Source organism: Paenibacillus sp. BIC5C1 (assembly GCF_032399705.1).
Lineage (GTDB): Bacteria > Bacillota > Bacilli > Paenibacillales > Paenibacillaceae > Paenibacillus > Paenibacillus taichungensis_A.
In genome coordinates this window covers 3,860,378-3,874,255 of the sequence record NZ_CP135922.1, presented here as the reverse complement: position 1 = coordinate 3,874,255, position 13,878 = coordinate 3,860,378, and the positions used below count along the sequence as shown (strand labels likewise).

Annotated in this window: 13 protein-coding genes; 9 read left to right on the top strand and 4 right to left on the bottom strand. The window is 40.0% G+C overall.

Annotated features, from left to right (window positions below; genetic code table 11):
• Window positions 1-127: 127 nt before the first annotated feature.
• Both RS891_RS17230 and RS891_RS17225 read left to right on the top strand, forming a co-directional pair.
• Window positions 128-2,350 (top strand): MMPL family transporter, encoded by a 2,223-nt coding sequence (locus RS891_RS17230; protein WP_315792565.1) that lies wholly within the window; start codon window positions 128-130, stop codon window positions 2,348-2,350.
• Window position 2,351: 1 nt separating this feature from the next.
• On the top strand, window positions 2,352-3,203 hold the full coding sequence (locus RS891_RS17225; RefSeq protein WP_315792564.1) for a DegV family protein: 852 nt from the start codon (window positions 2,352-2,354) through the stop codon (window positions 3,201-3,203).
• Window positions 3,204-3,225: 22 nt separating this feature from the next.
• Here the strand turns inward: RS891_RS17225 and RS891_RS17220 are convergent, their stop codons facing one another.
• Window positions 3,226-3,837, bottom strand: coding sequence for a TetR/AcrR family transcriptional regulator (locus RS891_RS17220; RefSeq protein WP_315792563.1), 612 nt, complete (start codon window positions 3,835-3,837; stop codon window positions 3,226-3,228).
• 235 nt (window positions 3,838-4,072) lie between these two features.
• Between RS891_RS17220 and RS891_RS17215 the strand changes: the two genes are divergently transcribed.
• From RS891_RS17215 to RS891_RS17190, 6 genes are all read left to right on the top strand, one after another.
• The gene (locus RS891_RS17215; protein WP_315792562.1) at window positions 4,073-4,753 is read left to right on the top strand and encodes a response regulator transcription factor; all 681 of its coding nucleotides are present in this window, start codon (window positions 4,073-4,075) and stop codon (window positions 4,751-4,753) included.
• Between the two features lie 272 nt (window positions 4,754-5,025).
• On the top strand, window positions 5,026-6,039 hold the full coding sequence (locus RS891_RS17210) for a siderophore ABC transporter substrate-binding protein (RefSeq protein WP_113056237.1): 1,014 nt from the start codon (window positions 5,026-5,028) through the stop codon (window positions 6,037-6,039).
• A gap of 19 nt (window positions 6,040-6,058) precedes the next feature.
• Window positions 6,059-7,075 carry an ABC transporter permease gene (locus RS891_RS17205; RefSeq protein WP_315792559.1) on the top strand — a complete coding sequence of 339 codons (1,017 nt, stop codon included), beginning with the start codon at window positions 6,059-6,061 and terminating at the stop codon, window positions 7,073-7,075.
• The gene (locus RS891_RS17200; RefSeq protein WP_315792558.1) at window positions 7,072-8,133 is read left to right on the top strand and encodes an iron chelate uptake ABC transporter family permease subunit; all 1,062 of its coding nucleotides are present in this window, start codon (window positions 7,072-7,074) and stop codon (window positions 8,131-8,133) included. Before RS891_RS17205 ends, RS891_RS17200 begins: the two co-directional genes overlap by 4 nt.
• Window positions 8,130-8,882 carry an iron ABC transporter ATP-binding protein gene (locus RS891_RS17195; protein ID WP_315792556.1) on the top strand — a complete coding sequence of 251 codons (753 nt, stop codon included), beginning with the start codon at window positions 8,130-8,132 and terminating at the stop codon, window positions 8,880-8,882. Before RS891_RS17200 ends, RS891_RS17195 begins: the two co-directional genes overlap by 4 nt.
• A 207-nt stretch (window positions 8,883-9,089) precedes the next feature.
• Window positions 9,090-9,686 carry an undecaprenyl phosphate transporter UptA gene (locus RS891_RS17190; RefSeq protein ID WP_315792554.1) on the top strand — a complete coding sequence of 199 codons (597 nt, stop codon included), beginning with the start codon at window positions 9,090-9,092 and terminating at the stop codon, window positions 9,684-9,686.
• 136 nt (window positions 9,687-9,822) lie between these two features.
• On the opposite strand, the gene RS891_RS17185 is transcribed toward RS891_RS17190, so the two are convergent.
• Complete coding sequence (locus RS891_RS17185; RefSeq protein WP_315792552.1) at window positions 9,823-11,214, bottom strand: HAMP domain-containing sensor histidine kinase; 1,392 nt, start codon at window positions 11,212-11,214, stop codon at window positions 9,823-9,825.
• Window positions 11,214-11,882: a response regulator transcription factor gene (locus tag RS891_RS17180; protein ID WP_113056243.1), complete on the bottom strand. Its 669-nt coding sequence runs from the start codon at window positions 11,880-11,882 to the stop codon at window positions 11,214-11,216. Before RS891_RS17180 ends, RS891_RS17185 begins: the two co-directional genes overlap by 1 nt.
• A gap of 169 nt (window positions 11,883-12,051) precedes the next feature.
• Between RS891_RS17180 and RS891_RS17175 the strand changes: the two genes are divergently transcribed.
• Complete coding sequence (locus RS891_RS17175) at window positions 12,052-12,909, top strand: hypothetical protein (RefSeq protein ID WP_315792549.1); 858 nt, start codon at window positions 12,052-12,054, stop codon at window positions 12,907-12,909.
• A 70-nt stretch (window positions 12,910-12,979) separates the two neighbouring features.
• On the opposite strand, the gene RS891_RS17170 is transcribed toward RS891_RS17175, so the two are convergent.
• Window positions 12,980-13,381: a phosphatase PAP2 family protein gene (locus RS891_RS17170; protein ID WP_397386959.1), complete on the bottom strand. Its 402-nt coding sequence runs from the start codon at window positions 13,379-13,381 to the stop codon at window positions 12,980-12,982.
• Window positions 13,382-13,878 lie beyond the last annotated feature (497 nt).

Here is a 13,878-nt window from a genome sequence, read left to right as displayed (position 1 = left end):
ATCGTACATGAAGGGTATGCCCTTTTGTACGATTTTTTATTTTTTACTTTCCGCTATCATGAGTGCACAGGGTTGTTCTTATAACAGCTCCACGATTTCAGTGAAGTGAAAGGGGAAAGAAATAAATATGGCGAAATGGTTATATCGTCTTGGCGCCTGGTCGGCGAGAAAACGAAAAATTGTAATTACGATGGGACTGGCACTCCTCATTGTGTTGGCTTCTCTAGGACTTGGCATGGGTACCTCGTTTACAGGAGAAATGACGATACCTGGAACAAAGTCTGATCAGGCGGGGGAAATACTGAACGCTGAATTTCCATCTACTGATGATGGAGGGCAGATCAGACTCATTTTCAAAGCGGAACAGGGAACTTTGACCTCGGAGGTAAACAAAAATTATATTCGGCAGGCATTGAAAGAGGCTCAGACCGATTCCGCGGTCCAAGCTGTGGCAAGTCCGTTTGAGACGATGACACTAAGTGCGGATAAAAAAATCGGTTATGCAGACATTACGTACGCTCAGCCGGCTGCTGAAGTAGGTGAACAGTCGAAAGAGCATATGTTAAAGATTGCTGAATCGTTGCGTAAGGAAGGCATTCAAACAGAGCTTGGAGGCAGTGTTGCCTTTTCAGAAATTGAAGTTGGCGGTGTTTCGGAAGTCATTGGTATCCTGATTGCCTTTATGATTCTGGCGTTTACATTTACTTCGTTTCTTGCTGCGGGACTACCTATTCTGACCGCAGTCATCGGACTTGGTATTGGACTTATGACCGTAGTCATTGGTTCCAATTTCGTATCTATGTCCTCGTTCTCCATTACGTTAGCTGTCATGCTGGCCTTGGCCGTTGGTATTGATTATGCCTTGTTTATTATCTCGCGATATCGTCAACAGCTCGCAGAAGGTTTTGACCGTGAAACCGCAATTGCCCAGGCTAATGCTACGGCGGGTGGATCAGTTGTATTCGCTGGTCTTACGGTTATTATCGCGTTGGTCGGTTTATCCGTAGTGCAAATTCCCTTCATTACAATGATGGGCTTGGCTGCAGCCATTAGCGTATTTGTTGCCGTTCTCATTGCTGTTATTTTTGTGCCGGCGATGTTGGCTGCCGCAGGTGACCGCATTAGTCCGGCCAGAGAAAATCGCTGGCTGCGAAAATGGTCTGGCAGCAAAAAGAATACAAAAAATGAGAATGTCTGGAGTCGAATGGTAACCAGTAAGCCTTGGCTGACAAGTATTCTATCCATCGCTATCTTGATCATGTGCACACTTCCGTTCCTGCATATGCAGCTCGGTTTGCCAGACAATGGACTTAAATCAACGGAGACGACAGAACGTCGCGGGTATGACTTGATGGCGGAGGGGTTCGGTGAAGGGGTTAACGGTCCACTCGTGATTGTAGCTAAAGCGAATGGTGGCGATAATCCTCAGGCGTCAATATCCCTGGCAACGGCATATGTCTCTAGGCTGCCCAATGTAGCCAGTGTGACACCACCGATTCCTAGCCCTTCGGGTAATGCAGCAATCATTACTGTGTTGCCGAAGACTGGCCCCCACGATATCAAAACCACCGAATTGGTGGAAACGATTCGCGATAAGGCGGATGAGACTACAAAAAATAGTAATGTTGAAATTATGGTAACCGGCGGAACCGCAGTCAATATTGATATTTCAGAAAAACTGCAGGAAGCATTACCGAAATTTGCATTGTTAATTGTTGGCCTGGCTTTTGTGCTGCTCATGCTCGTTTTTAGATCTATCCTTGTGCCAATTAAGGCAGTTCTGGGTTTTCTGTTTACACTGGGTTCAACACTTGGTTTTATTGTGTGGGTGATTCAAGACGGATATCTGGGAAGTTTGTTTGGTATTCCTGAGCCGGGACCGGTGCTGAGTTTCCTTCCGATTCTCGTCACAGGTATCCTGTTCGGGCTGGCCATGGACTACGAGGTATTCCTTGTGAGCCGAATGCGTGAAGATTATACCCACACGGGCAATGCACGTCAGTCGGTAAAAAGCGGGATGAATCACAGCGGGCCGGTGGTTACTGCAGCAGGCTTAATTATGATTGCTGTATTCGCGAGCTTTATATTTGCTGAAGATACGATTATCAAGTCCATGGGGTTGGCTCTGGCGTTTGGCATACTTGTCGATGCATTTATTGTACGTATGACACTTGTGCCAGCGGTGATGACGATTCTTGGGAAAAGCGCCTGGTATATACCTGCCTGGATGGATCGGTTGTTGCCTAACATCGATGTAGAAGGCGAATCGGTGATGAATGATAATAACAACAAGGTGACCAGTGCGTCTCCCAGTCATTCCATAGCTGCCGAAGCTGTCTCCGGTGAATGAAATGGCTAAAGTGCATATATTCACCGATAGCATATCGGATATTCCAGAGGAGTGGATGGTGAGCTATCACATAGGGGTCATCCCCCTATACATCGTGTTTGGTAATACAGCTTATCGGGATCGATTGGATATGAATACTCAACAGATGTATGAACGCGTTGAAGAGGAGGGGCATTTACCCAAAACAGCGGCGCCCTCTCCCTCCGATTTCTTAAATTATTTTATACCGGCAATCGCAAGTGGAGAAGACATCATATATATCAGCATGTCTTCCAAAATGTCGTCCACTTATCAGAACGCAGTGCTGGCTGCAAAGGAGTTTCCATCTGATCGAGTGACCATTATTGATTCCTTGAACGTATCAGCAGGCTTGGCTATGCATGTGCTCATGGCAGCTCGTATGGCAGCAAAAGGAGAAAATGTAGCGACCATCATTGAAGAACTGGAGCGGGTGCGCAGTCAGGTTCAGTTGAACGTGCTCGTCAATAATCTGGATTATCTTCATAAAGGCGGACGCGTTGGGAATCTTCAGCACCTGCTTGGAAGTATGCTTCGTGTTCGTCCGGTCCTGTACGTTACCAACGGCATGATCCTTTCTGGTGTTAAATATCGGGGGGCTCCTCGTAAAATAATCAGAAATCTTATAACAAGCATATTTCAACATAGAGAACGAATTGATTTGGCTCAATTTATTATTGCTCACACCATGGAGCAAAAAACTGCAAATTGGCTGCGAAACATACTTATGGAGGAAGCCGGGGTACGTGAAGTTCACATCATAGAAGGCGGATGTGCAATTTGCTCACATAGTGGTCCGCGCAGCTTGGCCATCAGTTTTGTGCTGAGAAAATGAGAACAAGAAATATTTGAAGTCATTAAGGCTTGAGTGCATCCAGAAAAAGCTGTTTAAGAATGCTGAATTGCACGGATGTGTCTACACCCGTATGAAACGCATGAACACTCTCATTCATGGCCGTTTTTTTGGAAAAGTTCGCAAATACATTGATCATGGTAATCAGCGTATGAGCAGTCTGTGTGCTCGTTCTAACGGAATGGTCCTGTTCACCCAGTTCTGCCAGTTGAGAGAACAGAAGAATAATTTTATTGTACTCCGCTTGATATAGCTCAATGTTCTCTATAGGTTCTTTGGAAAGTGCGACATAACATTCAAAGGCCTCAATTAATTTGGATTTTTGTTGATGCTCTGCCTGCTGAAAGAAGATTAATGTGTCAAAAATCTGATTTAATTTCTCGTAACAGGTTCCCTCACCATGCACAATTTTCTTAAAAATCAGCACCTCGGTTTGAACAATCTGTGATGCTACCGCAACAATTAGATGTTCCTTTTTGGGGAAATAGCGAAATACAGTAGCGACGCCAAGGCTTGCAGCCTTGGCGATTTCGTGCATGGTGGCCTTTTCGAAGCCTTGTTGTTCAAATACAGATATGCCAGCTTCAATAATGCATGAACGACGTTTTTCTCGCAATTCACTTCGTTCATGCTCCAAGCGTTGTTGGGGTTGTATATGGAAAACCTCCTTGTCTCGGTAACTCAAATTATGCTATCAACTGGAAATCTTTTTGTCAACGAATCACCTGATTCAGCATGCTGATCCAAATTATGTTGAAACTCGGATCGTTAACCTGGCTCTGCTTTGACAAAATTTCTGCGATCGTAGTAAGGTCAAGTGATGAGTAATATTGAAAGAGGGGTTTAGAAAGGTGAAGCAGGTACTGGTGATTAAGAACAAACGGTCTTTGGCGAAGAAAATCGTAAGCGGTCTAAAGCAAGAAGGATGTTTCAGTTTAACACTTCATAATGAAAATCAAGGTTTAGATATAGTATACGAGCATGAGTGGGACATTATTTTATTGGATTGGGATTCATTAAGTATATCTGGACCGGAAATTTGCAGACAAATCCGAATGGTTAAAACGACACCGATCATCATCTTGACCGACAATGTGTCCAGCAAGGATTGCATAGCAGGACTACAAGCTGGAGCAGATGATTATATAAGAAAACCATTTGCAAAAGAAGAGTTAGTAGAAAGGATAAAAGTTATTTTAAGAAGAGGAGACGGCATCCAGTCAAGCGATACACATTTTTATCAGTTTAAAGAACTCTTCGTTGATGTATCCAGTAGTATTGTGAAAAAAAAGGATGAGAATCTCCGCCTCACTAAGCGCGAGTACGATTTACTTGTGTTTTTAATCAAGAATAAAAATAGAATATTGAGCCGTGAAATGCTTTTAAATCAGGTTTGGGGATATGATGCAGCAGTAAATCCAAATGTAGTAGATTTATATATTGGGTATCTAAGAAAAAAACTAAAATGCGAGAAGAAAGACAGATACATTCAAACCATACATGGTAGAGGCTATTCAATGATTGAAAAGTAAAATTTTCCACAAGATTTTCACATAATTAATAGTTATACTGTTCCACAGAGCGTTTAAATGAAAATGATTATCAATAGCAATTAGATCGGATAGAGATGACTATTGCTAATCATTTTTCAGAAAAAGCATTTGCAAGGGGGAAAGAAAAATTTAACTAAGTAATGCGCGCTACAATGGTTGGTGGATTTAAATCAGTAGATGTTGCGGATTCCAAGATTGATTGTGAGTGAGCTCAGGTACTATAACGTTTATTTAAGGAGAGAGTATGAAGAATGAGAAATTTTAAATTAACTGTTTTTTTAGCAATTTTTGTGTTGATGTTAGCAGCTTGTTCAAGTGCGAGTGATGAAAATGGTAACACTGAGAATAATGGACAAGAAGGTACATCTACTGAAGCTTCAACGGTTGCAATTACTGATGCTCATGGTACGGTTACTGTTCCAGTGAACCCTAAAAATGTGATTTCTTTAGATAGCAGAACTTTTGAAACTTTAGCAGATTGGGGTATCCCATTAGCAGCTGCTCCAAAGGACGTTATGCCTGCGGATTCACCATATGTAAGTGATGATTCCGTTCAAAATATTGGAAATCACCGTGAACCCAATCTTGAAATTGTAGCAGCGGCAAACCCTGAACTTGTCATTATCGGGCAACGATTTGCTGGCTATTATGATGAAATAAAAAAATTAGTGCCGAACGCAGCTGTTATTGATCTTAATTTTGATGTTTCTGAGGAAGCGGATACGCCTGGAGAAAACTTCGTAAATGGATTTAAGGATGCTACCATTTCTTTAGGACAAATCTTTGATAAAAATGAAGAAGCTAAACAATTGGTAGCTGATTTCGATAAAGCAATTGCAGATGCCAAGTCAGCTTATAATGGAACGGATACCGTTATGGGGGTTGAAGTTGCAGGTGGAAATATCGGCTTCTCAGCTCCGCATTTCGGACGTGTGTGGGGACCCATGTATGATATTTTTGGATGGAAACCAGCCCTGGAAATCGAAAATGCTACTTCTGATCATAAAGGAGACGAGATCTCTGTAGAAGCTATTGCACAAAGCAATCCGGATTGGCTTCTCGTATTAGATCGTGATGCTGCAGTATCTTCTACAACGGATGCCGTTCCAGCGCAGGATGTTATTAATAATTCAGCTGCTCTTAAAAACGTAACTGCTATTTCTAAAGGGCAGATTGTTTATGCGCCAAATGACACATACACCAATGAATCTATCCAAACTTTCATAGAGGTATTTGAAAACCTTGCAAACACTTTAGCTAAGTAGTTTAAAGGAGTATAACATAGTGCCGAAAAATATAATCGCCGAGGTTGAGAACACTTCTCAACCTCGGCTTTATAAGTACAATAAGATATGGACAAAACCGTTTATATTAGCGATTATAGTTGTTTTTATTTTAAGCATTATATCATTGTTTACTGGAGCGTATGATATACGCGGACAAGAGGATGGAATGGAAATGTTTTTCATCACTCGTGTTCCAAGAACAGCTGCTCTAATGCTTACTGGAGCTGCCATGTCCATGGCGGGACTTGTAATGCAACTTATTACACAGAACCGTTTGGTTGAACCTACCACAACTGGAACTATTGAATGGTCAGGGCTGGGACTTCTTTCTGTTTATTTATTATTTCCTGCACCTACTTTAGTTCAAAGAATGACTGGTGCAATTCTTTTTTCTTTTATAGGAACGATGGTTTTCTTTTTATTTTTAAAAAGAGTTAAACTTCGTTCGTCTTTGATTGTACCGATTATCGGGATGATGCTTGGAGCAGTCATTTCTGCATTTTCCACTTTTATTGGACTTGTTTTTCAAATGACACAAAATATTGAAACCTGGTTTGTAGGTTCTTTTGCACCTGTTCAAGCTGGAAGATATGAATATCTATGGCTGATTGTTATCGTTACTTTTCTTATTTTCATGTATGCTAATCGATTGACGTTAGCTGGACTAGGAGAAGATGTCGCAACAAGTCTTGGAGCGAACTATAATCGGATCGTTTTTGTGGGTACGGGTCTCATTTCTCTTGCAGTTGGAATTGTTGCAGCAGTGATCGGAAACTTGCCTTTTTTAGGTTTGATTGTACCCAATATTGTTTCAATGTTCAGAGGCGATGATCTGAGGAGTAATTTGCCTTGGGTATGTGTGATAGGCATGGGTACTATAACGGTTTGCGACATCATTTCTCGAACCATTATCAAGCCTTTTGAAGTACCGGTCTCATTGATCCTTGGAACCGTAGGGGCAATCGTATTTATTCTTATTTTGTTGAGACAAAGGAAACAAGGGAGGCTAAGATGACAACATTGGAATATAGAAATAAAGAAAATGTCGAAATCGATTCCAGCCTCCATGTAAAAAGATCAGCCAGAGCTTTTCGTTCTAAGAAAGAAGAGAAGCGGTATTGGATTTTGCTGATCACATTAATTGTTTTGGGTGTACTTTCTTCGTATGGACTTTTAGTTTATAACAATCCAGTTCCCATTGATTCTCCTTCTTTTATTCCAGTGGTTAGAAGAAGGGTAGATGCTCTTGTTGCAATGATTATTGCTGCGATTTGTCAGAGTTTGTCGACCGTTGCTTTCCAATCGATTACGAACAATCGGATAATAACTCCTTCACTTTTAGGATTCGAGTCACTATACTCAACCATTCAGACTAGTACAATATTTTTCTTTGGTGCTGGTGCATTCATCAATTTTACTGGTATTGGATCCTTTGCATTTCAGGTTATTGTTATGGTCTTGATGAGTTTAATCCTTTATGGATGGTTGCTTTCTGGAAAGTATGGAAATCTGCAACTTATGCTTTTGGTGGGAATTATTATTGGAGCTGGACTGAGATCTGTGTCAACTTTTATGAGAAGACTTCTTGCGCCGTCTGAGTTTGATATTTTACAGGCAAGATTATTTGGTTCTGTGAATAATGCGAATTCTGAATATTATCCTGTTGCCATTCCAATTGTGATTATTGCAGGATTTCTTCTAATTGCGTTTGCTAAGAAGTTAAATGTATTATCACTTGGAAAAGATGTCTCTACTACTTTTGGAGTAAAACATCAAGCAAGTATAATTTATACACTTATATTAGTTGCCGTTTTGATGTCAATTTCTACGGCTATGGTTGGACCACTAACGTTCTATGGGTTTTTAATTGCAACTTTGAGTTACCAAGCAGCGCCAACTTATGATCACAGATATATTTTTCCAATGGCTCTTGCTATCGGATTCTTGATCATAACAAGTGCTTACTTTTTGATGTATCATATATTCAATGCACAAGGTGTGGTTTCAGTCATAATCGAACTGTTTGGTGGAATCATATTCTTAATTGTGATTTTAAGGAAGAGGGCTTTATGATAAAGATTGATAACGCAAGAAAGCTGTATGCCGATAAGGTGAAAATAGGACCCTTGAATATTGAAATACCAAAGGCTTGTTTTACTTCTTTAATTGGGCCAAATGGTGCTGGAAAGTCTACGACACTCTTGATGATTGGAAGACTTTTGGGTATAGATGAAGGCCAAATTATGGTGGCGGACATGGATATCTCTGAATCTAAATCAAAAGACTTAGCCAAAATTGTGACTATCTTGCGACAAGAGAATCACTTTGTTACAAGGCTTACTGTTAGACAGCTAGCTGGATTTGGGCGTTTTCCCTATTCAAAGGGAAGATTAACGAAAGAAGATGAGGCTATTATTTCTAAATATATCGACTTTTTAGACTTGACTGATCTGGAAAATAGATATTTAGATGAGCTTTCTGGTGGGCAAAGGCAAAGGGCATATGTAGCAATGGTTCTGTGCCAAGAAACGGAATATGTGCTCTTGGACGAGCCGCTGAACAATCTTGATGTTGCTCGTTCTGTTCAAATGATGGAACATTTGAGGCTTGCTGCAAAGGAATTTGGAAGAACCATTCTGACTGTTATGCATGACATCAATTTTGCAGCCAAATATTCTGATCGGATTTGTGCTATGAAAGATGGTCAAATTGCCGCTTTTGGAGCAGTAGAAGAGATTATGAATTCAGAAATTTTGACAGATATTTTTGAAACAAAAATAGAAATTATCGAGGGTCCTTATGGGCCCATAGCGATTTATTAGTTACAATGTTCTGAGAAATCATTTTATGATAGGGATAGGGAGGTAAACAGTCGTCTTAGAGACGATTGCTTACATCCCTATTCTTTATTTGAATTGAAATTAATATCCAAAGGTTAAACAAATATCAATTTTAATCAAATTCCAATTTTAGTTTGATATAGTTCTATTGGGTGTACGGATTAATTAAACGTAAAGGTAGGAATAGCCATGGGAGATATCATTAATCAAATATTGGAAGTTATCACGGGGATGGGATATTGGGGGATTTTGCTGGGTATGACGCTTGAAGTTATTCCAAGTGAAATTGTTTTAGCTTATGCAGGTTATTTAGTTTATCACGGACAATTGAGTCTGGTTGAGGCAGTAATTTTTGGGACACTGGGGTGTTTGCTGCAGCATGTGATTTTGTATGCAATTGGAAGATACGGAGGAAGAATGCTAGTAGATAAGTACGGAAAATATTTGCATATAAAATCCAAGCACGTGGATATGACTGAACGCTGGTTCCAGAAGTATGGAGTTGGTGTGGTGTTCACCTCGCGCTTTATTCCTGTTGTTAGACAAGCAATCTCCATTCCAGCAGGTATTGCCAAAATGAATATTTTTATTTTTTTACTTTTTTCAGGCTTGGCCTCAATTCCATGGGCGATTCTATTCGTATTTCTAGGTAAAACATTAGGCGAGAATTGGAAAAATATTAATGAGATAGCCGCCCCATATACACAACCTTTTTTATGGGGAGCTGTCGGTTTGATGTTTATCTACGTTGTGTTTAAAACTATTAGACACAAGAAAGCTCAATAGGTAACTTGAATTAGTTGACCTTGAGCATCTTAAAAAAGACTTTACTGGCACTATGCGAGTAAAGTCTTTTTTTATTAACTAACTACAGTATGGCACAACACGAATTACATCTTTGGGTTCGTTCTACGGTGCATCCTTAACAAGGAAAAAAGATCTGAACTGTAGTCCCTTCATGTTCTTTACTCAAAATTTGAATTCTTCCGTCATATCGTTTTACCAAGCGTTCCGCGATGGCAAGTCCCAATCCAGACCCACCTTCAGCTCGGCTTCTGGCTTTGTCAACTCGGTAAAAGCGATTGAAAACGTGAGGGAGATCTTCTTCTGGTATCCCTATACCTTTATCAGTTATTTCTATACCAACTGCTCCTTCATATCGCTGAACTGCTACTTTAATCCAGGTGGAATCATTCGAATATTTCACAGCGTTATCCAGTAAAATCATCAGAATCTGTTCCAAATGTTGAGGAGGTATCCGCACATTCAATCCTTTGGCTTGATTGATATTCTGTTCAAAAACAAACATTGGATGTAGAACTGAAAACTGATTAATTGTGTACAGGATCAGTTGATGAATTTCAGTGGAGAAATCTTCTTTGCTTATGGGTTCAGACTCTGCACGACTTAAGTCTAGCAGTTCTTTTACAAGCGCTTTAAGTCGTTGCAATTCCTGCACAGATAACTGTAGGGATTCTTCTAGAATTTTCGGATCATGTTTGCCCCATCGATTCAGCAACGAAATATGACCTTCTATAACAGTAAGTGGTGTCCGCAACTCGTGGGAGGCATCCTCCACAAATTGTTTCTGTTGTTCAAAAGACCATTCCAACTGATCCATTAATCGGTTAAAGGTAAATGCCAAATCAGCAAGCTCGTCATGATGACCAGTTACACGTACACGTTCGTGCAAACCTTTCTGGGCAATACTATCCATCGTTTTGTTCATGGCTGTAATAGGTTTCAATAAGGTGCGTGATAAGATAGCACCTCCAACAGCACTTAACAAAACGGCGCCTACTCCACCGGCGAGCAAAACGATGAGCATCTTGTCGCTGAGCTTATCTTCATTTTCCATGTTTTTGACGATCTCAATGGTTCCCATCCATGAACCTAAATGGAGTGGGCTTCGCATAATCAACAAATGGTCGTCATGATGCCACATGGTAATTACTTCGTCGGAAACCGTTGTTTGTGGTGTCACCCAATCTTCTGATAGGTGATTTGATACTGATAATATTGGATAACCATGTTCATCGAGAATCCGCACCATCTGATTCATTTGAATGACATCATCAATGAATCCACGACTTTTCTGAATCAATGTAGTATCATTTTTTTCAACTAGATGGCTTTTGATCTCCTGCATTTTTGTTCGAATGGCATCTTCTTCTTGATGAATCAACCATTGACTGAGGACAAAATACTGTCCTACGTTATAGACAATGAAGAGGGTACTTAACAAGAAAAATGACCAAGTAGCCAATTTCCAGCGAATAGGCAGTTGGCTGAATCTTAGATTAATATATCGCATTACTGTATTTTGTACCCCAATCCACGAATGGTTTGAATAATACTGGGACATTCGATGTCATCGATTTTACTTCTCAAATAACTGATGTAAACATCTACAACGTTTGTTTCTACCTCAGCATCATACCCCCAGACTTTTTCAAGCAACATCTCTCTAGTCATTACACGTCCCATATTTTTCATTAAAATAAACAGCAAGTCGAATTCTCTCTTAGTCAAATCAATCTGTCTTCCTTTTTTTTGCACAGTGCGGGATTCAGGTTCTAATTCTAGGTCATCAAATACAAGAAACGGCCGTTCTTCTTTAGAAAGAGCTCTGCGGAACAGTGATCTCATACGAGCCAGTAGTTCCTCAATAGCAAAAGGTTTGGCAATGTAGTCATCTGCTCCACTATCGAGTCCCATCACCTTGTCCATTACACCGTCTCTGGCTGTTAACATTACGATGGGCGTATCTTTTTCTCTTCGGATTCTTCTACAAACCTCCATACCATTGATACTGGGTAGCATCAAATCAAGAATAATCATGTCCCACTCCTCCTCAAGCGCCTGATCTAATCCTTTACGTCCGTCATGAATCACGGTCACTAGATAAGACTCATGTTTGAGTTCAAGTTCAATAAATCTCGCAATATTCTTTTCGTCTTCAATCAGTAAAATGTTTTTCATGATTGTCATCGGTCCCTTTAGTATGGATTCTTCTGGTCTATCTGAGTTTATAACGATTACATTAGAAAATCCTTAAAAAGGATGCTTTATTTCTTATTGTCTCTTAAGAAAGATTGTATACACTTGGATTTGAAGTGAACTAATTAAATTATTAAAAGGAAGTGATGATGTGAGTCAAGTCACAAAAATCAGAACAGCAGTACATACCGGAATGGAAAGTGAAGCGAAAACCATTGAGAAAAAAACTAAAAAGAAACCAAATCAAAAGAAATCTGCATGGAAAATTTGGTTGTTTATTTTAGTCATGTTGGGCGTACTTGGGGGGTATACAGTCCTAAAGGTACCTGCTACCAAGGATTTGTTTTTTACTGCGTTAGGTGGGAGCGGTTCATCAAGTAACAATCCCTCAGAAGTTAAACCGACACTGGTTACGGATGTTAAACCAAAACCGACGAAAACAGACAGGCAAATGCCGAGTACAACGCTAACAAATAATGCGGGCACGATTATACCGTCCAAGGAAACTCTCGAGGCAGGTGTACACATTGCCGAAGCAAAAGATATAGCAAAAGTGTATGCGGCAATGATGCCAAACAAAGCAGCAGCTATTCTAGAGAAGCAATCCACTGTAACGATCGTTTATGCAATGACAGAGATGTCGACGGAAGAAAGATCGAAAATATGGAGTAAAATGGATCCTGCTGTTGTTGCAGATGTCTCAGCTCAAATAAAACCGCGGGCTCTCGCAAAAGATAAGGATCTTGCAGCTTTACAGAAAAAAATCCATTCTGAGGCAAAGGATACACAAAACAAGTCGATACAAGATCTATCTAATCTTTATTCGGATATGCCAGTTACTGCAGCAGCCAAACTGATTCAGGAAATGATGAAGACGGATTCAGATACTACAATCCAAGTAATAAAAAAAATGAATGAACAAAATCAATCTAAACTGCTGACAGCTATGGCATCGAACAAGGGAATGGTAAGTACGGCTACTAAAATCATCCAAGCCTTAGGGAAGTAATAAGCACAGGTGTCCATTAAGGAATCCATGTATTTAAATTTGTAGGTCTATGAGAATATTCGTTGAGCTGTTATTCTCGCTTTATATATTTCCTGTACAACATGAAACAGGTTATTAACCAAGAGGCACTTACAAAATATCCTCCAATGATGTCGCTAGGATAATGTACACCCAGATATATGCGGCTGATTCCGATTCCAAGAATTAAAAAGGAACTTATCAGAACTAAGATTATACGTCCCACCAATGTAGGCACATGTTTCCAGAGCATAAAAGACAAAGCACCATAGAAGCTAAAAGCAGACATCGAATGACCACTCGGAAAACTGTAACCATGAGCATCTATGATCCGGTGAATGAGTGGTCGATCTCGGTGAAATAGGAATTTGAGGCCTGCATTTAACACGGTAGAGCCAACCATTACACCAATCAAGAAGCCCAGTTCTTTGTGGTAACTCAAATATCGATACATAATGAAGAGAGCCAAAAGAATGATAATGATTAATGGTAACCCTCCGCCAATGTCCGTAAACAACTTCATTAGGCTTGTTATTGCAGGTGTCTCGAAACCTTGAATCCATGATCCAACACTTTGGTCAAAATTGCGAATGTGATTGTTATAGATACTCAAAACATCCACACCGAAGCTAGTAAAACAAACGAGAAGTATGAGGATTGGAAGTATTTTCTTGAAATTAGACATATTAAACATAATTCCTCCATGCAATGTATTTAATCGCTTTAACGTTTCACCAGTCTACTCTTGTTTGTTAAGAATTCTCTGTGAGAAGAATAAAAAAATCTTAATAAACGAGATCATATTATTCTTAAGCGGAGCAACAAAATCTGCGATTAATTTGGTTGGAGGCTTTTTCAGTGTCTATATAACAGAGGCTTGAGCAAAATACAGGTTGGTGTTCTTCTTTATCCTGTGAGTAAATGGGGGGGATATGTGAACCCTTTCATTGT

Excerpts from the sequence above, each read along its gene's own strand:
- RS891_RS17230 (WP_315792565.1), top strand. The coding sequence starts at position 128 with ATGGCGAAATGGTTATATCGTCTTGGCGCCTGGTCGGCGAGAAAACGA.
- RS891_RS17225 (WP_315792564.1), top strand. The coding sequence starts at position 2,352 with ATGGCTAAAGTGCATATATTCACCGATAGCATATCGGATATTCCAGAG.
- RS891_RS17210 (WP_113056237.1), top strand. The coding sequence starts at position 5,026 with ATGAGAAATTTTAAATTAACTGTTTTTTTAGCAATTTTTGTGTTGATG.
- RS891_RS17200 (WP_315792558.1), top strand. The coding sequence starts at position 7,072 with ATGACAACATTGGAATATAGAAATAAAGAAAATGTCGAAATCGATTCC.
- RS891_RS17195 (WP_315792556.1), top strand. The coding sequence starts at position 8,130 with ATGATAAAGATTGATAACGCAAGAAAGCTGTATGCCGATAAGGTGAAA.
- RS891_RS17190 (WP_315792554.1), top strand. The coding sequence starts at position 9,090 with ATGGGAGATATCATTAATCAAATATTGGAAGTTATCACGGGGATGGGA.
- RS891_RS17185 (WP_315792552.1), bottom strand. The coding sequence starts at position 11,214 with ATGCGATATATTAATCTAAGATTCAGCCAACTGCCTATTCGCTGGAAA.
- RS891_RS17180 (WP_113056243.1), bottom strand. The coding sequence starts at position 11,882 with ATGAAAAACATTTTACTGATTGAAGACGAAAAGAATATTGCGAGATTT.
- RS891_RS17170 (WP_397386959.1), bottom strand. The coding sequence starts at position 13,381 with ATGTATCGATATTTGAGTTACCACAAAGAACTGGGCTTCTTGATTGGT.